The organism is Streptomyces sp. A5-4 (assembly GCF_051131715.1).
Lineage (GTDB): Bacteria > Actinomycetota > Actinomycetes > Streptomycetales > Streptomycetaceae > Streptomyces.
The window spans coordinates 6,699,188-6,723,242 of record NZ_CP178591.1; the positions used below are offsets into that span (position 1 = coordinate 6,699,188).

General features: G+C 68.5%; 22 protein-coding genes and 1 pseudogene. 10 read left to right on the forward strand and 13 right to left on the reverse strand.

All coding sequences use genetic code 11. The features are described 5' to 3' along the window. Window positions 1-203: 203 nt before the first annotated feature. Entirely contained in the window at window positions 204-731 is a 528-nt protein-coding gene (locus ACLLJJ_RS31490) for a ribonucleoside-diphosphate reductase (protein WP_258049738.1), read from the forward strand. 79 nt (window positions 732-810) lie between these two features. Here ACLLJJ_RS31490 and ACLLJJ_RS31495 read toward each other — a convergent pair whose 3' ends face one another. From ACLLJJ_RS31495 to ACLLJJ_RS31515, 5 genes are read right to left on the reverse strand one after another with little or no spacing between them, the layout of a single operon-like run. Continuing rightward, on the reverse strand, window positions 811-3,561 hold the full coding sequence (locus ACLLJJ_RS31495; RefSeq protein ID WP_185298009.1) for an AMP-binding protein: 2,751 nt from the start codon (window positions 3,559-3,561) through the stop codon (window positions 811-813). Then, window positions 3,558-4,238 (reverse strand): HIT family protein, encoded by a 681-nt coding sequence (locus tag ACLLJJ_RS31500; RefSeq protein ID WP_185298008.1) that lies wholly within the window; start codon window positions 4,236-4,238, stop codon window positions 3,558-3,560. The genes ACLLJJ_RS31495 and ACLLJJ_RS31500 overlap by 4 nt, the downstream gene beginning before the upstream one ends. 7 nt (window positions 4,239-4,245) lie before the next feature. Next, window positions 4,246-5,565 (reverse strand): class I adenylate-forming enzyme family protein, encoded by a 1,320-nt coding sequence (locus ACLLJJ_RS31505; RefSeq protein ID WP_185298007.1) that lies wholly within the window; start codon window positions 5,563-5,565, stop codon window positions 4,246-4,248. Next, window positions 5,562-6,650, reverse strand: coding sequence for a TauD/TfdA family dioxygenase (locus ACLLJJ_RS31510; RefSeq protein WP_185298006.1), 1,089 nt, complete (start codon window positions 6,648-6,650; stop codon window positions 5,562-5,564). Before ACLLJJ_RS31510 ends, ACLLJJ_RS31505 begins: the two co-directional genes overlap by 4 nt. 32 nt (window positions 6,651-6,682) lie before the next feature. Further along, a complete protein-coding gene (locus ACLLJJ_RS31515) occupies window positions 6,683-8,107 on the reverse strand; it encodes an FAD-dependent protein (protein ID WP_258049737.1) in 1,425 nt (474 codons plus the stop codon). Between the two features lie 397 nt (window positions 8,108-8,504). On the opposite strand from ACLLJJ_RS31515, the gene ACLLJJ_RS31520 reads away from it, so the two are divergent. The 5 genes from ACLLJJ_RS31520 to ACLLJJ_RS31540 are packed head-to-tail and all read left to right on the forward strand — an operon-like array spanning window position 8,505 to window position 12,749. Beyond that, window positions 8,505-8,960 (forward strand): ATP-binding protein, encoded by a 456-nt coding sequence (locus ACLLJJ_RS31520; RefSeq protein WP_185298005.1) that lies wholly within the window; start codon window positions 8,505-8,507, stop codon window positions 8,958-8,960. Beyond that, window positions 8,957-10,039 (forward strand): aldo/keto reductase, encoded by a 1,083-nt coding sequence (locus tag ACLLJJ_RS31525; protein ID WP_185298004.1) that lies wholly within the window; start codon window positions 8,957-8,959, stop codon window positions 10,037-10,039. The genes ACLLJJ_RS31520 and ACLLJJ_RS31525 overlap by 4 nt, the downstream gene beginning before the upstream one ends. Beyond that, complete coding sequence (locus ACLLJJ_RS31530) at window positions 10,036-10,671, forward strand: nucleoside monophosphate kinase (RefSeq protein ID WP_185298003.1); 636 nt, start codon at window positions 10,036-10,038, stop codon at window positions 10,669-10,671. The genes ACLLJJ_RS31525 and ACLLJJ_RS31530 overlap by 4 nt, the downstream gene beginning before the upstream one ends. Before the next feature lie 40 nt (window positions 10,672-10,711). Beyond that, a complete protein-coding gene (locus ACLLJJ_RS31535; protein ID WP_185298002.1) occupies window positions 10,712-11,548 on the forward strand; it encodes a hypothetical protein in 837 nt (278 codons plus the stop codon). Further along, entirely contained in the window at window positions 11,538-12,749 is a 1,212-nt protein-coding gene (locus tag ACLLJJ_RS31540) for a chorismate-binding protein (protein ID WP_185298001.1), read from the forward strand. The genes ACLLJJ_RS31535 and ACLLJJ_RS31540 overlap by 11 nt, the downstream gene beginning before the upstream one ends. A gap of 66 nt (window positions 12,750-12,815) precedes the next feature. Here the strand turns inward: ACLLJJ_RS31540 and ACLLJJ_RS31545 are convergent, their stop codons facing one another. The 7 genes from ACLLJJ_RS31545 to ACLLJJ_RS31575 form a co-directional block, all read right to left on the reverse strand. After that, window positions 12,816-13,538: a 2'-5' RNA ligase family protein gene (locus tag ACLLJJ_RS31545; protein ID WP_185302556.1), complete on the reverse strand. Its 723-nt coding sequence runs from the start codon at window positions 13,536-13,538 to the stop codon at window positions 12,816-12,818. A 34-nt stretch (window positions 13,539-13,572) separates the two neighbouring features. After that, on the reverse strand, window positions 13,573-14,916 hold the full coding sequence (locus ACLLJJ_RS31550; RefSeq protein WP_185298000.1) for a hypothetical protein: 1,344 nt from the start codon (window positions 14,914-14,916) through the stop codon (window positions 13,573-13,575). Between the two features lie 117 nt (window positions 14,917-15,033). Then, complete coding sequence (locus tag ACLLJJ_RS31555) at window positions 15,034-15,417, reverse strand: GNAT family N-acetyltransferase (protein ID WP_434597453.1); 384 nt, start codon at window positions 15,415-15,417, stop codon at window positions 15,034-15,036. Next, on the reverse strand, window positions 15,398-16,804 hold the full coding sequence (locus tag ACLLJJ_RS31560; RefSeq protein ID WP_434597455.1) for a tetratricopeptide repeat protein: 1,407 nt from the start codon (window positions 16,802-16,804) through the stop codon (window positions 15,398-15,400). Before ACLLJJ_RS31560 ends, ACLLJJ_RS31555 begins: the two co-directional genes overlap by 20 nt. A gap of 13 nt (window positions 16,805-16,817) precedes the next feature. Further along, window positions 16,818-17,300, reverse strand: coding sequence for a PPC domain-containing DNA-binding protein (locus ACLLJJ_RS31565; protein WP_185297999.1), 483 nt, complete (start codon window positions 17,298-17,300; stop codon window positions 16,818-16,820). 27 nt (window positions 17,301-17,327) lie between these two features. Further along, window positions 17,328-18,311: an asparaginase gene (locus ACLLJJ_RS31570; RefSeq protein ID WP_434597458.1), complete on the reverse strand. Its 984-nt coding sequence runs from the start codon at window positions 18,309-18,311 to the stop codon at window positions 17,328-17,330. A 32-nt stretch (window positions 18,312-18,343) separates the two neighbouring features. Beyond that, on the reverse strand, window positions 18,344-19,861 hold the full coding sequence (locus ACLLJJ_RS31575; RefSeq protein ID WP_185297998.1) for a transcriptional regulator, XRE family protein: 1,518 nt from the start codon (window positions 19,859-19,861) through the stop codon (window positions 18,344-18,346). 259 nt (window positions 19,862-20,120) lie between these two features. On the opposite strand from ACLLJJ_RS31575, the gene ACLLJJ_RS31580 reads away from it, so the two are divergent. The 4 genes and pseudogenes from ACLLJJ_RS31580 to ACLLJJ_RS31595 form a co-directional block, all read left to right on the forward strand. After that, complete coding sequence (locus tag ACLLJJ_RS31580; protein ID WP_185297997.1) at window positions 20,121-20,999, forward strand: helix-turn-helix domain-containing protein; 879 nt, start codon at window positions 20,121-20,123, stop codon at window positions 20,997-20,999. Next, the gene (locus tag ACLLJJ_RS31585; protein ID WP_185297996.1) at window positions 20,996-21,256 is read left to right on the forward strand and encodes a DUF397 domain-containing protein; all 261 of its coding nucleotides are present in this window, start codon (window positions 20,996-20,998) and stop codon (window positions 21,254-21,256) included. The genes ACLLJJ_RS31580 and ACLLJJ_RS31585 overlap by 4 nt, the downstream gene beginning before the upstream one ends. 1,504 nt (window positions 21,257-22,760) lie before the next feature. Continuing rightward, window positions 22,761-22,979 carry a helix-turn-helix transcriptional regulator gene (locus ACLLJJ_RS31590; RefSeq protein WP_185297995.1) on the forward strand — a complete coding sequence of 73 codons (219 nt, stop codon included), beginning with the start codon at window positions 22,761-22,763 and terminating at the stop codon, window positions 22,977-22,979. A gap of 181 nt (window positions 22,980-23,160) precedes the next feature. After that, a pseudogene (locus ACLLJJ_RS31595) lies at window positions 23,161-23,256 on the forward strand (IS481 family transposase); the annotation flags it as partial. 32 nt (window positions 23,257-23,288) lie between these two features. Here ACLLJJ_RS31595 and ACLLJJ_RS31600 read toward each other — a convergent pair. Next, window positions 23,289-23,735, reverse strand: coding sequence for a GIY-YIG nuclease family protein (locus ACLLJJ_RS31600; RefSeq protein ID WP_185303031.1), 447 nt, complete (start codon window positions 23,733-23,735; stop codon window positions 23,289-23,291). Window positions 23,736-24,055: the final 320 nt, after the last annotated feature.

The window sequence follows — 24,055 nt, forward strand, 5'->3', positions numbered from 1 at the left end:
GCCCGGGCGGCGGAACAACCGTGCTGGGGGCGCGCGTTCGGCGTGCCGCGATTGGTGCCGACCGCTCCTCACCTCTACGGTGGGAATCCCACATCTTGTGGTCATCGAACGCTGGATGCCCATAGGTTGTGGGCGTCAGCCCTGTTATGCCCTTCTCGACCACTTAGAGGACACATTCGATGGCGGACCGAACCGTTGACGGCATGGCACGTACGCAGAGGAGCGGGGAGCACTCCCTTGGACAGGTGCCCCCGCGGGCCCCGAGGCGTCTGAAGTCGACGACGCGGTCGTTCAACGTCGGTGAGGGGAAGGGCTACCTCACGGTCGCCTGCACCGAGGAGGGCCGTCCTGCTGCGGTCACGATCTTCATGGCTAAGCAAGGCTCGACCATGGCGGGTCTGATGGACGGCTTCAGCACGACCATCACCCAGGGCCTGCGGCACCAGGTCCCGCTGGAGGTGTTCGTCCGCGAGTACGTCAGCATGCGATTCGAGCCCGCGGGCATGACCAACGACCCCGAGATCAAGCAGGCCACGTCCGTCCTGGACTACGTCGGCCGGCGCCTGGCGCTCGACTACCTGCCCTATGAGACGCGGGTGGAGTTCGGCGTGCTGACGGCCGATGAACGCGCGGCCAAGGAGCTCCAGGACAGCGTGGGCGACGCGGCGTGGACCGACATGATTGGCCTGGCGATGTCCGCGCCGACCGTCACGAGTCCCCGCCGAGGCTGAGGACGCGACAAGGAGGGGCCGACCCGCGATGCGTTTCACGGGTCGGCCCCTTCGCCGGTGCCAAGTCGTGTATGCCGGTTCAGTCGCCCGCCCAGGTGAGGGCGGTCTCGATCGCGGCGTCCACGTCGGGCACGAGGGTGACCTCGGGGAGCATGTCGAAGGAACAGCTCGGCTCGCCCACGTAGATGACCGGGATGCCGGCGGCCAGTGCGCATCCGATCTCCACGCTCAGCCCCGCGCTGCGCCTGCTGCACCCCATGGCGATCAGCACCTTGGAGCGGCGGACGTCGTCCAGACACAGCCGTGCGGCGAGCCGGTTGAGCGCTATCCCCGCGTCGAACTGGCAGCTGGGCCGGGTGAGCGGGTCCAGGTCGAGCCACCGCGAGGTGGAGTGCAGCGGAGCGGGCAGGCTGTCGCGGAGCCGGCGGATTTCGTTGCGGTGGCGGAGCGTGGCCGCGAGGTACACCGGGACGGCGTCCGGAGGGACGCTCTCGCTGGGCAGGGTCCGGTTCGGGTCCGCCGTGTGCAAGCGGGCTGGTCCCGGCCGGGGCGAGAAGCGGTTGCCTGCGGTTGTCCGTCCGGCGCCGTAGGGCGTGATCGGACTGTAGGCGTGGCTGAGGTCCTCGTGCAGCAGGGGCATTCCGATGAGCCTGCGCCGTTCGTCGACCTTCCCGTAGGCGCCGTCGAGCGGGTAGAGAAAGCGGGGTTCCTCGTCGCGGACGAGTACGAAGGTGCCGTAGCGCTGGGGTTGTCCGTGCAGGGACTGGACACGGTCGTCCAGCAGCGCCAGGTGCCGGCCGTCGATGAGCTGCGTGGTGACGTTGCGGGTTGCTTCGAAGAGGAGTTCGTCTCTGCGCTCGCCCGCTAGATCAGCGTGCTGCATCAGCAGCCAGACTGCGTCTACGGCGGCGGGATCGTGCCGGTCGAGCCGCGGCCAGTGATGCCGGGCGACCGCGTCGATCACTTCCGCGGTGGCGTCGGCGGACGCCTGAAGGTAGAACGCGAGGTCCTCGGTGGCGCTGGCCAGCTCGGGGGCCAGGACCGGCAGGAGGGTGAGCGGCTGGGGCCAGTCGGGGTAGCCGAGGGCTTTGCCGATCTTGTCGTCCAGGGTCGGGTCGACGAACAAGGAGGCCAGAGCACTCTCCAGGAGGAGTTGCTCGCGCTCGGCGACCTGGGTGAGGTGCTGCCAGATGCCGGGACTGGTGGCAGGGGCTCGGGGGGCGATGACGAGTTCCTCGCTGACGGGAGCGGCAGCGCGTCGTGCCTGCTCAAGTTGGGTACGGGCGGCGGTGGTGTCCAGCTTGCCCGCCTCGGTGCGCTGGATGGCGGCGACCCGCACGATCGTGCGTGGAACCTTGAAGTCCGCGAGCTGGTCGCAGGCGTGGCGGCGTACGTCCTCCACCTCGCCACCGACCGCCAGGTGCAGGAGAGCGCCCAGGGTGTGTCCGCGTACGGGGTGAGCCAGGGGTATGACGGCAGCGTCCTGGACGTCGGGGTGGTCCAGCAGCACGCGGGTGATTTCGGGGAGGTAGACCTTCTCCCCGCCGAGGGCGACGCACTCGCTGTCCCTGCCGAGCAGGAGGATGCGCCGTCCCGCGGCCAGGCGGGCGTGGTCTCCGGAGAGCAGGTACGTGGTGCCGTCGCTGATGCGGAAGCGTTCGGCCGGAAGCCCGCCGGTGGGGTGGAGACCGAGGGGGTGGGGCTGGGCGACGGCCAGGAGGCCGTCTTGTCCGACGGAAGCGGGAGTCCCGTCGGGCCGTAGTACGACGGCGTGGGCGCCGAGATCGAAGGTCCCGGTGGCCGGCACGAAGTCGGCTGTGGCGGTGGAGGAGCCGATGCCGGTGGCTTCGGTGGCGCCGAGCGTCTCGATGAGCCGTGTGTGGGGCAGGGCGTTGAGGAGACTGCGCTTGGCCTGCTGGCTCCACGCGGCACCGGATGAGGTGATGGTGGCCAGGCGGGAGAGGTCCCAGCGGTCGGGCCGGCGGTGCAGGGCGGTGGCGAGGGGGCGGGCGAGGGGGTCGCCCACGATGGCGAGGGTGTCGGCGCGGTGCTGGGCGACGGTGTCCCAGATGGCGGAGGGGCCAGGCTCGGGGACGGTGATCACCGTGCCGCCGGCGCACAGGGCACCCAGGGCGCGAGTCTGCCCGGAGCCGTGCATGAGCGGGCTCGCGACGACCAGTCGGGCATCCGCGACGGAGATCAGGCCCGCGGCCTCCATGCTGCTGCGGCGCAGCCACGGATTGTGGGCGTTGAGATTGCGGGCAAGGTCACCCACCCGCCAGCGGATCGCGGCGGGCTCCCCGGTGGTGCCGCCGGTGCACTTGATGAAGGTGTCGTCCGGGGAGGACACCCAGGGATCGTCCAGGTCGGCCGACCCCTGGGCGCTCAGGATCCGTTCCAGCGATTGCGTCCAGGCGGGCAGGTCCTGCGGGCCGGTAGCGATCCACGTCCGGCAGCCGGGCAGTGCGGTGTGGGCCGCAGACATCTCCGTGAGCTGTTCAGGTGCCAGAAAGACGGCGCTCGGCGTGAGCAGGGTGAGCATGCCACCCAGTTCGCGGGCCCGGTAACGGTAGTTGATGTTGGCGGGCACGACCCCTATGCGCAGGCACGCGGCGAGGCAAACCAGATGCTCCGGCCGGTTGGGCAGAGCGAGTGCGGCGACGTCCCCGCGGCCGAGGCCGCGGCTGCGCAGATGCGCGGCCAACGTCGCGGCCTGGTTGTCGAACTGTCGCCAGGTCACCGTGCTGCTGCCGTGGATGAGAGCAGGGCGCCCCGGATGGTCGGCGGCGATACGCCGCCACAGGCTCGCGAAGTCGAGCTCACCGCTCACCTGGGTGCTCCGGCCCTGGACGCTGGTGCCCTGCGTGCCGTCGGCGTGACGGCGGTGAGGTCGTCGACGGTGGCGCGCATCAGTTCGGGGAACGGATGGGCCTGCCAGTCCCATGCCGCGTCCTCGATCTGCGGATCGAGCCGGGCCACGACCTCCCGCAGCCGTATCCGGGGAAAGGCGTCGTTGGGGACGGGGTGGCAGGTGAGGGTGCCGGTCTGGTCCCGCACGGTGATGTAGGAGGTGTCCGGGCTGCGGGGCACCTGGGCGTAGTTCGCGATCTCGTATCCCGGGGCCCGTGCGGTGAGCCATTCGCCGAGGTCGGCGGTGCTGGGCAGCATGTGCAGATGGCCATGGCAGATGCGCCGCCCGGAGGGGAGGTTGAGGCCGTACTCGAAGGTGAGGATCGGGCGCCGGTAGACCTGGTGCAGCTGGTCGGCGAGGTCGTGGGCCAGGTCCTCCACCCCCGCCAGCTCGTCGTCGTTCAGCTGTCCGAGCGAGAGCACGTGGGTGGTGGGCACCACGAGCAGGTAGCCGGGGACGAAGGCGCCGATGGTCGGAACCGCCGCTGCGTACTCGGACGTGGCGACGATGCGTTGCTGACCGGCATGGAGATGACGTTGCAGAGTGCAGTTGCCGATGTCCGGGTTGATGGCCTGGCACAGGTCACAGTCGAGCATGTCCCTCTCACAGGGTCGCGTGATCGAGAGCTGCGGTCCGGCGCAGCTCGATGGCGTGGGGACGCTGAGGTGGTGTCAGCCGCTGAGCGCACCAGGTACGCAGGATCGAGGGGGTGAGCGCCGGGTCCTCGGTGTGCACGACGGCGGACAGAACGGATCCGAACCGGTCGTGGGGGCTGACACGGATTTCGCAGTCCCGTACGGCGGGGTGGGCGGACAGGGTGTCGTGGGTCTCGGCCACAGCGATCTTGACGCCCGCCACGATGGCGCGGCCGGGGACGGCCACGTCGGTGACCTCGATGCGGTCGGTGTCCTTGATGCGCCTGCCCCGGTCGCCGACGCTCTGCCATTGCGGCCGGCTGGCGCACGGCTGGTCGGCGCGGTGGGAGATGAGGCCGGTCCGGCTGCGGCCCTCGATGGTTCCCGGGGTGCCGGCCGCTACGGGCCAGCGGTTGGGGTCGACGATCCGCAGCTCGGTCTCGGGCAGCGGAGATCCGCCGGGGCCGCGAGAGGTGTAGGGGCTGACGGTCCCGTCGTACAGGGTGGTCCCGTAGTACTCCGCGACACGCTCGGGCCCCAGGACGTCGGTCAGGCGCTGGCGCAGCGGGGGCGGGCACGGGGCCGAGGATTGCAGGAGCAGACGCAGCGAGGAACAGTCGCCGCGGAGTTCGCGGGGCGGACGTGCGTCCCAGACCTGTTGGATCTGCGTCGGAACCAAGAACGCCCAGTCCGGCTTATGGCCGCGGACGCTCTCCAGCCACTGCTCGGCCTCGAAGCGGGGAGCGAGGATGATGCAGCCGCCGAGGAGGAGCTGGCGTAGCGCGAACTCGAACGGCCCGTTCAGGTGCATGGGGGCTGCGAAGAGGGCACGGCCGCCGGGCAGCATGCCCAGAGCGCGGGCCTTGCGCGGGGCGGCGGGTGATTCGCCGTGCGTCACGACCGGAACCTGCTGGTGGCCCGATACGGCCAGGACCGCCTTCCACGGGCGGCAGCCGGCACTCCTTGCCGTCTGCACGGCGCGCAGCGCCTCCGTTTCGGGCGCGCGGGCGGGCAGGACTAGGGGCGTGCGGCCCACCATGAGAGCGGCGCACACCTGGATGAAGAACGCGGCGCTGGGTGCGGCGCGCAGTACCGCGACGCCCGCGCCGTGATCGGGACGGGACTCCAGGTCCTGGGCCTGGCGGGCGGCGGCCAGGTAGAGGGAGCGGAAGCTCGTTGTGCCGTGGCGGTCGATGACGGCGGGGTGGTCGGGCCGCTGGCGGGCGGTGCGGTGGAGTTTGCCGACGACGTCCGCGTGCCACGCCGTCCCAGGCGGGTGCACGCTCATGCGGTGGGGGCCGGATCGGGAGCGGTCGGCGGCTTCCAGGAGGTGGCGAGCTGCTGTTGCTGGTCGTCGGTGAGCCATCCGAAGCGGAGGTACTCGTCGGCCTCTGCGGCCCGGCGGCCGTGGTAGTGGGGGAAGGTGACCCATGACCGGAGCAGGTGGCGGGGCTCGGCGGGGGGCTGCGGGTCGCGGTAGGCGGTGCGGGAGTGGAGCACCGTGTGGTTGTTGACCAACTGGAGGTCGCCCGCGCGCAGTTCCATGTCGATGCTGTTCTCGTCGGCGAGCTCTTCCAGCAGATCGAAGGCGGCCATCGCATCCCGGTGGAGCGGGACTTCCGTGACGTTGGGGGTCTCCAGCAGTGTGTGCCGGACGTAGCGGGTGGAGAAGCGGCCTCGGTGGAGGGAGAAGACCGGCGAGATGAAGGTGGGGGGCAGGCCGGGTACGTTGCCGCCGGCCATGTGGAAGTGGAACGGCTGGTACAGCTCGGCGGTCCACGTCGGGGAGGCGTTCAACATCTGGTTGTGGACGGTGGCGGCCGAGGCGAGACGGGAGAGCCCTCCGGTCTCGGACGCGGTCAGGCACAGCAGGGCGGCGGCGTCGGCGCCGTCGGTGTGGAACCACAGGCGGTCGGCGGTCTGGTGGCCGCGCACGGTGGCGTCGCCCAGTGCGCGGCCGGTCGCGCGGACGTGCCGGATGAGCTGTCCGTCCCGGCTCTGGGTGGCGATGGGGCCCAGGTAGGTGGTCAGGCCGCGTAGGAGCAGCGCGTTCTGGCGCTCGTCGAGCCGGTCGACGGGCAGTCCGCGCAGCACTGCGAAGCCGCGGCCGTCGGAGACCTCGCTGGAGATCGCTTCCAGGATCGAGCCGACGTGGCCCAGGGGGAAGTCCCCGCGGTTGATGTAGCGGCCGGTGAACATGTCCTGGCCGGTGAGCCGGTTCTGCGCGATGGTGAGCGCGTCGATGATCTCGATGGTCTCCTCGCGGGCGAGCGTGTACGTCCAGGCTTCGGGCGAGAAGGTGCTTCGGTCCCACAGCGGGGCCTCGTCGGAGGTCAGCCACTTGGGGCGGGGTGTGCGGGCGGAGGTCAGCATGCGGGAGTCCTTGGGAGGCGGGGCCGGGGGAGTCAGGCGTTGACGCTGTGGCGGGCGGCGATCGCGTCACCGGCGAGCCAGCCGGAGTCGGCGGCGCCGATGATCCCGCCGGTGAGTCCGGGGCCGTCGCCGGCCAGGTAGAGACCGGGGTGGCCGGGGGCCTGCATGTCGTCGCCGACTTCGAAGCGGTCGGCCCAGCGCTCGACGGCTGGCCCGTACAGCATGTTGCCGGGATTCAGGACCTGCGGGCACAGCCGGGCGAGGCGCTGAAGGTAGTCGCGCAGCAGGACGACGATCGGCTGGGGGAAGAGCGCGGCGAGGTTCCCGGTGACGGCGTCGGGGATGCTGGGGGCGAACCCGTGCGCAGCGTCGGGGACGGTGCCGGTGCTGGGGACGCCGGCCAGGAAGTCGCCGAGCGTCTGGGCCATGACCCGGCCTCCGGTGGCGTGGTTCATCCGGGTGACGAGGTCGCGCACGTACTCCGTGCTCAGGGGGAACGCGTCTCCGGCGGTGGCCAGCACCGCGGTGTTGCTGCGGTCGTGCCCGTGGTCGCTGGTGGAGTGTCCGCCGACCAGGGTGAGGTCCTGGTACTGCGCCGGGACGACGTCGCCGCCGAAGCAGACGCAGTGCGTGCGGACCTCGGCCCCCGCGCCGGGCTTCCAGATGACCTTGGGGTCGGTGGCGACCTTCAGCAGCAGGTCCAGGAATTCTCGCGGCCCTTCCAGGCGGAAGCCGAGCTTGGGCTGCGCGCTCTTGCGGGGCAGCCCCAGGGTGTCACCGAGGGCGCGCAGCCAGGCCGCGCCGATTTTTCCCGGTGCGAGCACGACGTTGTTCGCGCGTAGTGCCTCCGGCTCCGGCCAGCCGTCCTTGGTGATCAGGACCTCCCAGCGGTGGCCAGCGGCGAGCGATGGCCGCACCTCGGTGCAGCGGATGCCGCAGAGCACGGGAGCGACGGCTTCGACCTGCTGGCGCAGGGCGGAGGTCATGCGCATGAGCTGGTCGCTGCCGACATGGCGGACGGGGTAATGCAAGTACTCGAGGTCTTCGGCTCCGGCCAGTTCGGCCAGCTCGGCGGCCTTGGCGTTGTCGGCGCCATGCAGGGGGGCATCCTCGCCGGCGCGCAAGAGTTCGTCGATGGCGGACTGCCGTGCCTCGACCTCATGCGGGGGGAAGCGGTGGGAGACGGTCGAACCGATGCGGTGCGACAGGCACAGTTTGCCGTCGCTGAACATTCCGGCACCGCCGAACCCGGATGTGATGGTGCGCTTTTCGTCCAAGCCCAGCTCGCGGGCCCGGATACGCCCGTCGATGTCGTCGCCCTGATCGAGGACGACGACGTGGCCGGTCGCGGTTCTCGCGCGCATCGCGGCGAGCAGGCCCGCCGGGCCGGCGCCGATGACGATGGTGTCGCACTGGGCGAGGCGGTTCCCGGACTCGGGCGTGGAAGGTAAGGGCACGGCAGCCTCCGGCTGAGGAACGGGATCGGTGCGCGGTGCGCCACTCCGGGCGCCGCGCTGAATGCCGCCCTCGGCGAACTGCCCGTACGTCAGCTCGCCGAGGGCCGCTGGCGTCTACATTCGCCGGATCTGTATGGCGTCGGTACGCCATTCGTCTGCCACTTCTCTGCCACTTGGCGGCGAGCACACCGCTCCCATCCATCCCGGCAAAGCGCATAACTCATCTCAAATGAGCCGCATCCACTGCTCTTGTCACAGAACGAAATGGCAGTGGAGTGGCAACCCAATGGCGTACCGACGCCATCGGGATTCCCTCACCGTGGAAGCGGGCCTTCACCGGGCCCTCCGCTGACGGGCTCGGCCCATCGACGGTCACCGCACGTGCACGAGGGAGACGATGGTGCCACCCCTGCCGGCTGCACTGAAACCGTCTGGTCGTGTCGACCACACACCCGAACAGCATCGACTCGACCTCAGCGCCAGCGAGTGGCCCACCAAGGCCGCGCGCTCCCACATCCGCACGGTGCTGCGAGGAAGGGCCGATGCGGCCACGGTCGACGACATGGTCTTGGTCGTGGACGAGCTGGTCGCCAACGCCCTCCGGCACACCCCGGGCATCGGGGTCCTCCTGCTGGAGGTGGACCAGGACCGGGCCACGGTGCGGGTGTTCGACGCCGGTGCGAACTGCGCTGCGGTGGCCGTCAAGTCTGCGAAGAAGTCTGACGAGAACGGCCGCGGGCTCGGCATCGTTGCGCGACTGGCCGAGGAGTGGTTCGCCGAACCGACCACGGCCGGCGGCAAGGCGGTGGTCGCGGTGTTCGCCATTGCGCTCCAGGAGAACAGCTCACGATGACCGCCTTCGATCTCAAGCGACGACACATCGCGCCCGGGCTGACCGCCAATCCGCTCGGAGTGGGCTGCTGGGCGATCGGAGGCCCGACGGTCAACGCGGGCCATGCGGTCGGCTGGGGCTCCGTCGAGGACACGCAGTCGCTCGACGGTCTGCGGACCGCGTTGGAGCACGGCGCCAACTTCTTTGATACGGCAGACGTGTTCGGACACGGCCACTCCGAGAGGCTGCTGGGACAGCTCCTCAAGGAAGTCGACCGGGAATCCGTGCACATCGCCAGCAAGGTCGGATGGGTGCGGGGCACGGCGCCTCACCCCTACGCAGGCCCCAAGCTGCGCCATCAGTTCGAGCAGAGCATGGAGAACCTGGGCGTCGAGTATCTGGACGCCTACTTCCTCCACACCCTCGACTTCGGGGACGACGACTACTACCTGCATGTCGCCATCAACCAGATGCACGCTCTGCGGGATGCCGACTACATCAAGGCCATCGGCATGCGTGGACCCCACCCTCTCGCCTCGGACCGCAAGGATGCGGCGGACGTGCGCAGCGCTCGGTTCGCCAAAATCTTCCGTCTGCTGCGCCCCGATGTGCTCTGGACTCGGTGCAACCCGCTGAGCCCGCCGACCCTGGTCGACGGCGAGGACCTCTTCAGCTTCACCGCCCGCCACGGGGTCTCGCTGATGCTCACTGAGCCCCTCGCACAGGGGCTGCTGACCGGCAAGTACCACTCGGGCACCCCCGCCGTCTTCGGTCCCGGCGACCATCGACGGCACAAGCGGTGGTTCTCCAATCCCGGTCTCGAAATCATCGACCGCGGCCTGGAGACGCTGCGCCAGCGCTTCGGCCGCCATCCGCAGGCTCTGGTCCGCGTCGCCCTGCGCTACAGCCTCCAGCAGGCCGACCACACGGCGGTGATCGTCGGCTTCACCACGCCCGAGCAGGTCCGTGAGAACTACTCCTGCCTCGGAGAGCCGCTGACGCATGAGGAGCTCGCGTTCGTCGATGACACTTACGGCCGGATACGCAACGAACTCCACGCCACCGGTGATGCCTACCGCCGGATGGAGGTGACGGTGTGACCGCGCAGCCTGCGGACAGCCCGCCGGTCACAGTCCTGTCGGTCATCGGTCCGCCTGGAGCAGGGCTCGGCAGCGTCGCCGGGGCCCTCGCCCGCCGCCATGAGGGAGAAGTCCTCGCACTTGCGGACATCACGGAGCGGCGAGCGTCCGCGAGCCCGGCGATAGCTGCGGCTGTGCGTGACACCAGCGACCCGCTCGGGCATATCCCCGGCCCGCTGGCGTGCCGGCTGATGCGTTCGGCCGTCCTGAGCCGGTCGGCCGACACCCTCGTCCTGGACGGCTACCCGGCCACCGCGGTGCAGGCCGAACATCTGCTGAACGTGCTTCGGGGTCTGCCCGGTCACACCCTCGCCGTACTCGAACTCGTCCCGGACAAGGGCGCCTTGCGCCGCGCACTGCTTGCGCCGACACCCGGGCACCTCACGCCCGACTGGCGGAACCCTGCCGGACCCGCCCCCGGTCTGCCCGCCCGCTACCGCCAGCGGGCCCCAATGCTGCGCTTCGTCCTGGAGCGCCACGGCGTGTCCCGGCACGTCGCCGAGTCGCACCTGCCTCTCGCGGAGCTGCTCGATGCCGCCGACAACGCCTTCGGCCTTCTGCACGAGCGCATCCCCGACGGCGCCGCCTCCTAGCTGGGCAGCGCCTTCCCTCGCACACAACCAAGGAGGTCCCATGGGAACGATCCAGCAGGCGCTGCGTATGAGCGCCCCGTACTGGGCTGCGGAACACGAGATCGCCCTGCGTTACTTCGGTTCGAGCGCCAGGAGCACCGTCTCCGATAAGGTCTGGATCGGGCACCAGATGTTCAAGGAGTGGACCGGGAGTGGGGTCTATGGCCCCCGGCACACGACCGTGGCAAGCATGATCGCCGAAGTGGCCAAAGAGGTCGCGCCGCTGGGCCAAGGGGCGGTCGCGCCGTCCCCGCTGAAGAGCACCTACACCAAGTTGAGCTTCGCCTCCGACGAGCTGCGGCACTACGCCCAGCTGCACGACCTGTTCCTGCTCATCGAGTCCGCCACGCCCCCGCCGGCGATCGCCGAACTCGGGAACCTGCGGGAGGGAGGCGCGCTCACCGAGCTGCGGCTGGGCTACCGAGACGACAAGCTCGGCGCCATCGCGGTCGACCTGTCCGAGGGCGGCGGCCTGGGGCTCTACTTCGGAATCCGCTCCGCGAAGGACCTGCTGGACCTCACCAGTGAGGTGGACCGCGAGGTGCTTGCCGTCGCTGATCGAACGATCGAGGACGAGACCCGGCACCTGCTCGGCCGCTTCCAGGCCGCCCGCGACGCGGGACTGGACGAGGAGCAGTGGGGCCGCGTCTCCGAGATCCTGGAAGAGATCTCGCGCCAGAAGCTCCTGGAGCGCGACGAGCAGTTCGGCGGCATGCTGACGGCCGGGGAGGTGGCGGCCGTCTGCGCGAGCGAGAACCGTCCCCGGACGGCTGCCTTCCTCACGGGCCACCTCAGCTTCCTCCTGGACTACCTGGGAATGAGCCCAGTTGATCTCTGATGCCCGCAGGCACGCCCGGCCAGTGCTCGCCGGGCATCGCATCGAGGACCCGTCGAACACGGTCTTCAGCTACGGCTCGCGCCGGCGCGTCGTCGTCGGCGTGGGCAGCTCGGGGCAGTTGGAGGTCACCCGCGGAGTGTGCTCGTTGTCGCTTCCCGGCCAGGAAGCGACAACGCCGGAGTCTCTGCTCGCCGGACTCCGGTCCTTCTTCGAGGCCGCTGACGGCAGGTGGGTCATGGGGTACATCGGGTTCGGAGCGCACCACAGCCGTTGCAGCACGCTGGCCGTCGGCTCCGATCCGGAGGTGATGCTGTTCACCCCGGAGTCCGTCCTGATGATCAGGGACGACGGCAGCGCCACGTCCGCGTCCGGTTCGCTGCACCTGCCGAGGGGAGGGCAGCGAGCCACCAGTTCAGGCTCGCCGCCCGCGCTCGCCGACGACACCGTTAATCGCTTCCGCGACATGGTCGCCGACGCCCTGGGCTGGGTGGGGCAGGTGCCGGGCCGTCGGCTGACGGTCGCGACGCGGCACGGCTGGAGTGGACCGGTGGACCTGATCTCCACCATGGCTGCCGGACAGGCCGACGCTCATGGGGTGTCCCGCTCGTTCTACTGCCACCACGGCGGGCTGGAGTTCGCGGGAAGCAGTCCGGAACTCCTCGTCGACGGCTCGCTGGAACACTTCACCTGCCACAAGTTGTCCGGGACGTCCGGACACAGTCCTGCCAGTCGACGACCGCCGGACTGGGATCTTCGCCTGGTCGAAGAGCACCGGTCGTCCATCGACTCGCTGATGAGTGCGTACAGCCAGTTCGCCGCCGTCAGCGCGGGGCCGCCGGAGTTCCTGAGACTCGAAGAACTGGTCCACGGGATGACCCGGCTGGAGGTGGAGCCCAAGCCCGGAAGCGATCCGGCCAGCGTTCTGCTGGGCGTGTTGCCCACCGGGGCCTCGCCCACCGAAGGGCTGTCCGAGATCGCGCGGCTGGAGGAGTTCCCGCGCGGTCCGTACTACGGCCTGGTCGGGTGTGCGGCACCCGGAGGCAGACTCCAGTGGTCGCAGCTCCTGCGCACCGTCTTCCAGCGGGACGGCCGGGCCTGGCTGCCGGTCGGGGCGGCGGTCACGGCCAGGTCCAGCCCGGACGTGGAAGCGGCCGAGATCGCGCTCAAGGCCCGGAGTGTTCGCGTGGCAAGGTGCAGCTGAGTATGGAATTGGGGGCGCCGGCACCCGCCGGCGTCCCCAATTCCCGTACGAGCTGCGCCACGGAAGTCAGCGGGTGGGCGGCCGGCCCGGCAGGGCCAGGCTGTGCAGGACGCGCCATCGGTACGTACGTCCCTCCCGGCGCAGTTCGACCAGGTCGACCCGCTCAACCGGGAGCGCAACGGAGGGGCGGTTCCTCAGAAGGGCCACGGCGTCGATCACGGGTGCGGCATGCCGGGCCCGGTTGTTGTAGAGAATTCCGAGGTGGGGGCGGAAGAGGCTGCTCGGCTTTCCGCCTGGTACGTCGGCGCGCTGTCCCGCGCGGTGCAGGGCAGCGTGCAACTCCACCAATGGTGTCCACGGCGTGATGCTGAACCGGATGGCTCCCGTGGACCCGGCCATAGGCTCGGCGCGGATCTCGAAGCCGCCGCCGAGCGTGCCGTCTGCCAGTTGGGCGAGGGCGTCTACCGCGCCAGGTCCGATGTCCGCGCAACTACCGATCTTGTTCAGAGTGATGTGCAGTCCATCGGAGGGCACCTCGTCCATGTCCAGGCCCTTCAGGGCCTGCTGGCACGAGAGTGCCTGGGCGATCAGCTCCGGCTCCTCGGGGAAGGCCAGCATCCAGTAGTAGGCCCGGTGTCCCGGGGCCCATCCGGGCCGGTCCCAGTGATCGGTCATCCTCTCCACGGTCCGGAAGGCATCCCAGTCGTTCGAAGTGATCTTCTGGGGATCGTCCAGATCAGGAGGCGGCGCTGCGGGGAAGGCCCTGCTGTCGTCGATCAGCGGGGTCATCACCAGAGATCTCCTTGGAGGCTCGGGCCGTTCGTCACGGCCGCGCGTCGGGTTCCGCCTGGACGGCGTCGGGTTCCGCCTGGACGGCTGGCTGGTATTTCAGGGCAGCCAGTTCACTGGCATAGTCGCGCACGATGGGCTCGGCCTGCCACTTGCCAGTGTGTTGGAGGAGTTCGGTAGCGCGCTGCCACACCGAATGGATGGGAGCGCTGCCGCTGGTGTGCAGGGCCTGGGTGCCCAGAGACAACGCCTGCTCCAGATCGGGCCGACCCTGCCGCAGCAACGCGGTAGCGACGTCCAGGGACACCAGCGTCCGGGTCCACTGCGAGGGTGACTGCTCAACCAGCTCTTCGATTTGACCGGCGCACTCAAGGACCTTAGCGACGTCGCCGGTCGACAGATGGGCCGTGACGGCGTTGGCGAGCGTCCGTGCGGGGCTGTACGCCTCGAAGGAGATGCAGGAGGTGACACCGCCGGGGAGCTGCTGCTGGTCGCTCAGGTCAAGTGCTCGCCCGATTGCTCGCACAGTTCCGCGGGGGTCACCTTGCCGGGCCAGGGCACGGGCGCGGCCGTTCACCCAGAGTCTGATCGCCTGGGGACTCTGCGGTGAAAGCGCGATCCCTTGGGCAGCCGCAGCGTCGGAGGCGGCGTAGTCACCGACGTAATAGAGGTTCAGGGCCCGGGTGCCCAAAATCCACATCTTTGCTCCCACGTCGCCGACTTGGTCGGCGAACGCCTCGGCTTCTACGCAGTACGCCTCGGCCACGTCGGCGTGGCCGGCGTTGACCGCCATGTAAGCCAGCAGGCCGGTCGACCGGGCAGCCAGGCCGAAGAGCTGCTGTCGCTGCATAGAGGTCTGCCGTCCCAGTAGGAGGGTGCGCACCAGATTCCGGAGCAGCCGGGCTTCGCCCGCGAGCTGCTGGGGTCCTTGGTCCTCGTACCGCTGGACGATGCTCTCGATCGACTCCGACGCCAGAGTGAGCAGGGCGGGATCGGTGTTGCTGGTGGTCAGCTCCTGCGCTTGGAGAATGATTTCGCCGGGGCTTCCCCAACCGCCCTTGGTAGGAACGGGCGCGGAGACCGCAGTCGGCTGTTGGGCGGTGGTGCGGTCCGGTGGCGGGCCGAAGAGGGCCGCGGTGGTCATGCCGAAGAGATGTTCCAAGACGCGGGCGGAGTCGGGGCGGGGGCCCCGCTCGCTGAGCTCGCCTTTCATCCACCGGTCGAAGGTTCGGCGGGGAAGGTCGACGCTGGCCAGGCGAGGGTCACCGTCTTTCTCCGCCAGCTCCTCGCGCGCCCTCTTCCACTGGATACACAGGGCTTCGTAGGTCCAGCGCCGCTCCTGGACGAGCACACGGAAGTAGTTGTTGCGTACGGTCACCTGTCGATTCCCTCCTGGTCCTGGTCGGTGGAGCGGAGCGCAGCCGGTGCTCTACCTCTTGTCCGGCCTCACGGCGTGGTCGACAGCCACGTCACAGGCGGCGCCCGGCGGGACCGCCTATGCGGCATTGGGGGTGACGGCCTGGCGATAGAAGATCTTGGTGTCCTGCGGGGTCGCGCCGAGTGCCTCGTAGAACTTCTGGGCATCGGGATTGTCGCGGTCGGTGGTCCACTCGATCCGGCTGCATCCGAGCTGGGCGGCGACTTCGTGAAGCTGTGCCATCAGGGCTCTCGCCACCCCGTCGCGACGGTTGGCCTCCCGTACGAACAGTTCCTTGAGGTACAGCGAGTGGCTGTCACCGGCGGCTGGCCAGAGCAGCGAGAAGGAGGCCATCCCGACCACGTCGTCGCCGATCCGTGCCAGAAGGATGGAGGCGGCCGGGTGATCTCCGAAGAGCATGTCCCGCAGCTGCCCGACGCGGTCAGGCAGATCGCCTTCCACTGCGCCGCCGTAGTACTGCTCGATGGCCGTTACGAGTTCCGCGATGCACGGCACGTCGGCTGATTCGGCTCGTGTCACAGTGAGTTCGCTCATGACGCCTTTCCTTCGTGTTCGGAGGCTGTGCCCCGCTGGAGGGGGGGCGAGCACATCGCGGAGTTCCCGGACGGGCGGGGGGGCCGCTGCGGACGGTGGGGAGGAGCCCCTCCAGTTGGCAGGCCCTGGTCAAGATAATCCCGGAACGGTGCTGCTCCGGGAGGTTTCGGAGGATCTCCGCCGTACTCATAGCCGCCGCGGCCGGTTCGCCGTCCAGGAGTAGACACATGGCGGCGTCCAGCTCGATCAGGGACCGGTCGAGATGCTCATCCGCCGGATAGAGCTGGAGAGCCCGCTGCTGTGCTTCCCGGGCACGGTCTGTCTGGCCGAGGTGGGTGAGTGCGTTGCCTTGGTGAAATCGCAGCTGGGCCTCGTTGTAGCCGAATGCCGACTCCGCAGTGTCGTCTCCGTGCAGCTGCGCCAGTGTGTCCTCCGCCCGGTCGAGGGCGGCCTCGGCTTCCCTGCGGTCGCCCATGACGGCGTGGGCCCGAGCTTCTAGCGGAGCGGCCAGGGCGGCGCCGACGGTGGGCTGGCCACTGGAGACTTCAGCGCGGCGCGCGGCGCGGGCCGCTCCGGTGAGATCGCCGCAGTAGAACAGGGCGTACGCGTCTTCAGCGAGGATCCAGGCCCGGACGTCGCTGTCGTCGGCTTCCTCCGCCGCGATCCTGGCGACGCGCAGCCAGGAGTTCGCGTTGTGATCATCACCCTGGCGGACCAGTACCAGGCTCATCAGGCCGGCCATCTGGGCGGAGAACCTCGTCAAGCGGCGCATGGCGCCGAGCGACTGCCGTTGGTCGAGCGCCCTGCTGAGCGCGTCGGCATCGCGGCGTAAGTCCCGCAGGAGGTCGCCCTCGGGACGAAACCGGGTGGCCCGGCCGTGCCACGCCAGGGTCTCTTCCCATGAAGCGAGCCCGGCTTCGCTTATATGGCCGCTGGTAAGGACTCCTTCGAGCCTTCGGCGGATTGCCTCGGCCTGGTCCGGCTCCTGGCCGGAGAGTTGGCCGGCCGGAAACTCGTCGAGACCCTCATCGGACTCGGCGAAGACCTGCCACACGGCCATGCCGAAGAGGTATTCAAGGACTCGCGCGGTGTCCGGGCGCGGGCCCCGCTCGCTGAGGTCGCCCTTCATCCACCGGTCGAAGGTTCGGCGCGACATCGGGATGGTGGCGAGCCGGGGATCTCTGTCTCGTTCTGCCAGCTCCTGGCAGGCACGCTTCCACTGGATGCAGAACGCCTCGTACGTCCAGCGTCGCTCTTGCACGGTGGTGCGGAAGGTGGTGGTGCGCGCCGGCATCGCAGGCCCTTCGTTACTGGTTCGCGGCTGGCCCGGTGGGCTGGCTGAACTGCAAGGTGGGCACCTCGTGGTGTCCGAGCTTGGGCCTGGTCATGAGTGGGTCGGCGACTTCGACAACGAACAGTTCCGAGATGAACTGCACACGACCTCCGAGGAGATGGCTCGTCCTCCCCTCCGCAGCCTGGCCCTTGAGCCCGACCGCGACGTGGATATGAGGGGCCAGGGCGTCACCCTCTTCGTCCCAGGCGATCGTTCCGCTGCCGAGCGCCTCCAGCGTCGTGTACTCCGTGGCAGCCCAGACAGGCGCGCTGGGGTCGTCGATCGGATCGCAGGTGCCGACGAGCTGCACGGCGTAGAAGCCGCCGAGGAACATGGGGATGTAGGCGGAGCGGATCCCGTACTCGGCACAGAACGCGCCGAGCTGCGGAATGAAGTCGTCCCCGTCGTCGAACGCGACGCCGAAGGTCCGGCCGATGGTCAATGGGGTGGCACGCATGAGGTCGTTTTCTCCCGGAAGCCGGTATCAGGCGAAGGCGGCGGTGATTCCGTTGCGGTCGGTGCCGGCGCGAAGGTGGGCGAGCAGGAGGAGCCGTGCCTTGTAAGGGTCGAGGTCACCGGCGGCGATCAGCCCGCGGCGCAGCAGATCGCGTTCCGAGCCGGCGAACCCGTAGGTGTTGCGGGCGGTGCTCCCTGCGCCGGTACGCGACACGAAGACGACGGGTATTTGCTCGGCGATCTTCTCCAACGGTTCGACCCAGGTCTCCGGAACGTGTCCTGCGCCGAACGCAGCGATGACCACGCCGTCGAAACGGTCGCCGAGACCTTGGAGCAGTTCGCCGTCGTCCCCGAGGGCCGCAGTGATTAGGACGACGCGCGCGGGCCCGAGAAGGGGCAGCGGCACGTGCTGCTGGGGGGAAGGCGTTAGAAGGAGGCGAGGGGCGCCTTCGGCGATGAACCCGATAGGCCCGGCATGGGGTGACGCGAATGCTCCCGGGGCGGTTGTGTGCTCCTTGCGTACGAACCTGGCCGCGTGGATCTGGTCCGAGAACACGACGAGGCACCCCATTCCCCGGCTGGCCCGGCTGGCCGCTGTCTGGACGGCGGCCAGCAGATTCGCCGGACCGTCCGCGCCGGGGATGGAGGGGTGTCGCATCGCTCCGGTGACGATCACGGGCGCCTGGCCTGCATGGAGGAGGTCGAGGAGGTACGCCGTCTCCTCGATGGTGTCGGTGCCCTGCGTCACGACGAATCCCGATGCGCCATTTTGCTCGCGCTGGGCGATCATCTGGGCGAGTGCCGCGATGTCGTCCACTGACAGCGACGCCCCCGGCTTCTTCGAGACGTCGGTGAAGCGGAGGGTCACATCCAGGTCGGAAAGCCCTGGAACCCCGGCCAGGAGGTCCGCCGCGCCGAGCTGGGGCTTCACGCCCTGCGTCTCGCCGTCGGTGGGAGCCATGGCGATGGTGCCACCGAGGGCGAAGAGGTGGACTTCCGGACGGTGCGACACGAGGCGGGGCCTTTCGAGAGGGGAGGGGGGATCTAGGTCGCCAGGTCTCCGACGAAGCGAAGCGTCGATTCGAGTTCGTCGAGTGCGATCAGCCGGCTCCGGGGGCGGATCATCCCGGCAATGCCCCGCTCGCCCAGCTCGCGGCAGCGGCGCGTCGTCCAGACCCAGTCGAGCCCGAGGTACGAAGCCAGGGCCTGAAGACGCTCGGGGGAGGTCGTCCCGGGCGCCACGCTGTGGTGTGCTGCGTGTCCTGCAGCGTCGGCGTAGTCGCGCATCGCGGCATGGCCATTGGTTGTGGTGGCCTGCCAGATCCCCTCTGCGCGAACCCAGTTGGCGATGACGGCGCGCTGGCCGGGAACGAGCACGAACCCGTCGACGGCCGTCATTTCTGGCTCGTCGCTGACGTGGACGTTGACGCGATGCATCTCCATCAGAGCGATGGACAGGAACAGGAGAATGAGTTCGTACGGCTCGCTGTCCTTGACCGCCGCTTCAGGCAGGCAGAACGCACGGGTGACCTCCCGGCCCGGCCGGGTTGCGAAGCGGTCTTCGATCTCACGCAGGTACCGCTGCTTGTGGGCCCAGAGAAGCCACCCCACGGAGGACTCGCCGTACTGCTCGCGTGTCCAGAAGACGGGGAGGTCCGAGGCATCGGCAAGGTGGCGGGTGATGTGCCGGTAGCAGAAGTAGGAGCCGATCCAGGCAGCGCCGACCGAGGTCAGACCCGGGATCGAAGAGCGGCTTGGTGCTGTCCGCGGCAGTTCGAGGTAGGCGTTGAGGGCGCCGTGCTCGGCGTGGAGCAGCTGGTCGTCGGCCAGGAGGGCGTCGTCGATGTTCGCGATGGCCCAGATGATCCCGTAGGTCAGGTCGTCGAGCTGATGAGCGTCGGGGATGACTAAAGTGAACTCGGCCCCGAGACCGACTCGGATCTGGTTTCGGGCAGTTAGAGCGTCGAGCACGAACACCTGGTGTCCTGCGTCGGCGGTCCGGGTGCCTAAGACGAGTCCGCGCCGCACAGGGCGGAGGAACTCCTTGAGCTGGTCGGGCTCCGTGACTGGCAGCCGGCCCCCGTTGTCGAGGGAGTTCGCGGCCTGGAGGTGGACTGCCAGCGAGGTCCCGTCGAACACGCGTCGCCCGTCGAGCTCCCAAGTGTCCCAGCCACTGCCGCCGGCCGTGGTGAGCGACAGACGGGACGTGGCCCACCGGGTCTCGATGCTCTGGGCCGCCCTGATTTGTTCCGGGCCTGCTGGCGTTGCCGCAGGGCGCAGAACGACTGGGGCGGGCCGGAAGAGGTCCTCTGCCGGAAAGCCGAAGAGATGCTCGAGCACGTAGCACGTGTCGGCGCGGGGGAGCCCGCGCCATGTTCCGGTGAACCAGCGGTCGAACGTACGCCGTGCAACAGTGACCGGTTTGGGCTTCCTTGACGGCTGGGCCCTGACGACGGCAGCTGCAGCCTTGTCGAAGTGGATCGCGAAGATCTCCCACGTGGTCCACCGTCGCTGCTGGGCCAGAACGCGAAACAAGGTCGGGGCGGCCGTGCGTGAGGTCATGATGGCCTCCGTCCCTGTCCGTGAGGGTCAACTGGGTTTACTGCAACGGGTACTGTGAGCTGATTCCACGACGGGAACCCTTCCAGGACCCCTCTCCCGCAGTGCTCGGGCATGCGCATATGCCACGCGGCGCCACGGGGGTACCACGCATTGTGACGCTCGCTAAGCATGCCGCTCTGCGAGGTCGGTGGCAATGTGACTGGTCAAATTGACTGAACAAAGCTTGTTCAGCGCGCCGACAGCCGCCACACTGGCGGCCATGGCGCAGTCGAAGAGCACAGTGCCCGCATCCGTGGCACGCCGAGAACTTGCGCAACTTCTGAAGGAGTTGCGAGCCGCATCGGGCCGCACTCTGGTCGAGGTCGCCTCGGTCGCTGGCGTGGACCGTGGCCACCTCAGCCGTGTCGAGCGGGCTACCCGCGGTGTCTCCGAGGAAGTGCTCACCAGGCTTCTCGATGACTGCTACGCGACTCTCGTGTCGGGTTCCGAACGCGAGAAGATGTTCGATCTTCTGCGCGCGGACTCCGCCGAAGAGGACCCGTACAGAAGGCATAGCGGCCTACTCAACCCCACGCAGTACGGTGGCTATCTCAAGTTCGAGGCCGGAGCCACGGGCCTTCGGGCCTACGAACTCGCCCTCCTTCCCGGCTTGGTGCAGACCGAGGAGTACGCCGAGGCGGTCATCCGGGCCATGCGACCTGATCTCACGGCGCGTGAGGTCAAGACACTGGTGACCATCCGAATGGAGCGCCAGGCGCGGCTGCTCGGTGCCGGCAAAGTCTTTCAGGCCGTCGTCGACGAGGCGGCCCTGAGGCGCCCGGTTGGGCCTCCCGCTCTGATGAAGCGGCAACTGGAGCGGCTGCTGGAAGTAGCCGAATTCAGCACCGTATCGCTGAGGCTTCTACCGCTGGAGACCGGGTGTCACGCAGGTCTGTACGGCCCGTTCATGATCATGGACTTTCCCGTGCCCAACCCGAGCGTGGTCTGGGTGGAGGGGCTGGCAGAGTCTTCGTACTTCTCGAAACGAGAGCATGTGGAAACCTATTGCGAGGCATTCAACAGCCTCTGGCAGCGGGCCATTCCGCTGGCAACCGCTCTCGACCGAGTCGAGAAAGTGATCAAGGAGCTACATCAGTGAGCAGCACCACCCCGGCCGAGTCCGCGCACTCCGAGAAGCCGATCGCGGCCGAGCTTGACCTCTCCTCCGTCGAATGGAGGCGTACGTCCTTCACCGGCGGGAACAACAACTGCGCTGAGTTCGGCCGGGCAGGCGAGTTCATCGTCTGGCGCGACTCCAAGCGGCCGACGCAGGAGCCCTTGGTGTACACCAAGGCCGAGGTCGCGGCCCTTATTGACGGTGCACGCGCCGGCGAGCTCGACTACCTGCTCGCCTGACCTTGAACCAGACGGGAGCTGGCCCCATGGCAACTGGGGCCAGCTCCCGTGCTCTTTCTTCCCCTGCTAACGATCTCGGCACACGTCCAGCTCGGCTGGGCTATGGGGGGTGGTCAGTCCCCATACATCGCCGCAGGATCCGGGAGCCCGAGCTGGACTTATGGCGTGGCCCGATGGGCTGGTGGAGGCCCGTGCGGTTGCCCCGGATGGCACTGCGGTGATCGTCGACCGCCACCCGCTGAGGCGGCCGACCGACCCGGTCGATCCGCGGTGGATGGACGGGATGCCTGATCGTCACGAGCTGCCGGTGCTGGTGCGTGCCGCTGACCGGGCGGCCCAGTGGCGGGGCGCCGGGGGGCCGCGGAGCGGTTGGCTGCTCAGGTCCGCAACGATCTCGGAGAGCGGCATCCGCACACCGTCCTGGCCGTCGAACGCAGGGCCACTTCGCTCTTCGCGCCCGAGACTGGGTCGGCGCAGCCAGGCTGTACACCTGGGCGGCCGGGTCGCGGTATCTGCTGGGAGCGCCGGCGTCCGACACCGGGACGGCGATGGACAACGCCGTCTCGTGTCGGACGGGTTCGCGGAGATATGACGGTGCCTTCGCCGCCGGTCTGGATCTGGCCCATGGGGCGCTGAAGCGCCGCGCCCGTCTCGCAGCGGCGCATGCGGGAGCCTTACCTCAGCAGGCCCCCGGGGACGGATTCGCCACGGCAGACAGGAAATAGCGCCGAAAGACTGGATAGCTGTGCCAGGGCTATGTCAACGTACAACGTCCCGCAAACACCAGGTCAGACGGTGCTACTGCTCGGCTGCGATCAGGTTTCCGATACCGATCGGAACGAAGCGTCGCGCGGGTTGCCCGGCTGGCGTGGCCCCTACTTGGGAGGCCCGTCTGTCTGAATCCGCAATACGATCTGCCCGCTTCACTTCACCGGCGCTTTTTGCCCTCGGCGGACTGAACGCTTGGGTTGGCCAAACGGCGGGCGACTACCTTGCGGTGTCCACCGGGCTCTGCGTCTGTGTCTGTGCGGCCGGCCTTTTCGGTGAAGACCTCTTGCAACGAGGGTACCGCGGTGATCGTGTCGTCCTTGCGTACGTTGCACGGCATCCCGGCACCACATCCCGACACGTGGCGCAGGCCCTCGGGATTCCCGAGCGCTGCGCCACGGTGAATCTCGACCGGCTTACGAGCGACGGTCTGCTAGCGGTGGTGTCGGACAGCACCCCCAGAGCCTTGCGCTCGTACCTACTTTCCCTCACCGATGGAGAGACCGAGCAGACGTCGGGTACGTGATGCGGCGCGCAACATAGACGACGATCGCCGGTTAGCCAAACCGGCGATCGTCGCGACCATTGAGGAGTTCGCGGACGGCTCCGCTGGTGGAGTCCTGCGGATGAGTGTGGCCGTCGATCCTTGATCTCAGGAACCAGGGGATCGCGCGGATGTCAGACCTCGGTGGTTCGTTTTTCGCCCCTTGACGGGCGAGGTGGTTTTGGAGGAGCCGTGACGCAGGTAGTAAGTCGTTCGGATGAGTCGGCGGCTTCGCAGTTCATGGGAGTGAAGGAGCTGGCGGTCTATCTGGATGTGTCGACTTCCTGGCTCTACCAATACGGGACGCAGCTCGGTCTCCCCCGGTACAAATTCGGTCGTGGTCGTACCGCCAAGGTGCGTTATCGGCGCAGCGAGGTTGACCGTTGGGTGAAGTCGCAGCGTGTCGAATAGAGGGAGGGTCGGCGTGGAGGCCCCTCGTAACGTTAGAACACGCACTTAACCAGGCCCCTTTATACCGCCCTGGCCGCTAGGTGTATTGATTACGAACGTTGTTGACATGGGAGTCTTGATCAAAGGCGAAGACCTCCATTGTGGTGGAGCTGTCTAGGACTGCACCGCACTGGAGGTCTTCGTGTCTCACCGTAATGCCCGGCTGACCGTTCACGGCAGAAGGATCCTGGTCGAACGAGTCCTCGCGGGCCGTCCGGACGCCCACGTCCTGGCTGAGGCGCGGAGACCGAGCCCTGAACATCGCTTTGCTCAGCGGCCGATCTCGCCGAGCTGCTGCTCAGCGATGGAGAGGATCAAAGGGGTGGCAGAAATTGGGAAGTACTCCCGTCCTCGCACCGGCTTCACACACTCGTCAGCGAGAGTGAGGCGGATGAAGTTCTCCAGATTCGGTGCGAAGTCACCGGGAAGGTCGGGAACAACACGCACTTGTGTCCGGAATCCGGCTGCGGAGTGATTCCGCAGCCGGGGGCGCGGGTCACCAGAGGTAATGCCGAACTTCACACATCCCGTGCCCAGGTCCTGCACGACGTAGAACACGTCCCATACCTTGCCGGTGCATCGTCGGCAGATGCCCTGCCCCTGCTTGACGCCACTCGGGATGGTCTTGCACTGGTGGCCCTCTCGGCAGGACAGCCGGTGCGGCGCTCCATCGCCGAGCCATTGCGGTTCGTCGACGGTTCCACCGAGTTCTTGCACCCGGCTCCTAAACCACTCCCAACATGCGTCGGGATCAAGGCCGACGCACTTGAGGCATCGGCCAGTGCCACTGCGCATATTGTTTGGCGTGGGTGTGAACGGATGCTCCTGCGCGCAGATGACGCGGTGCGGTGTTGCTTTCCCAAGCCATGTCGGCTCTACGACGGTCCCGCCGAGTTCTTGCACCCGGGCCTTGAACGCCGCCCACGCCGTTGTCGGATCATTGCCGGAGCACACTGAACAGATACCCCCGCCGGCTCGCACGTAGCCGGGCCGGGGTGCGCACGGGTGTCCGTTCCCGCAGGTCACCCGGTGGCGCT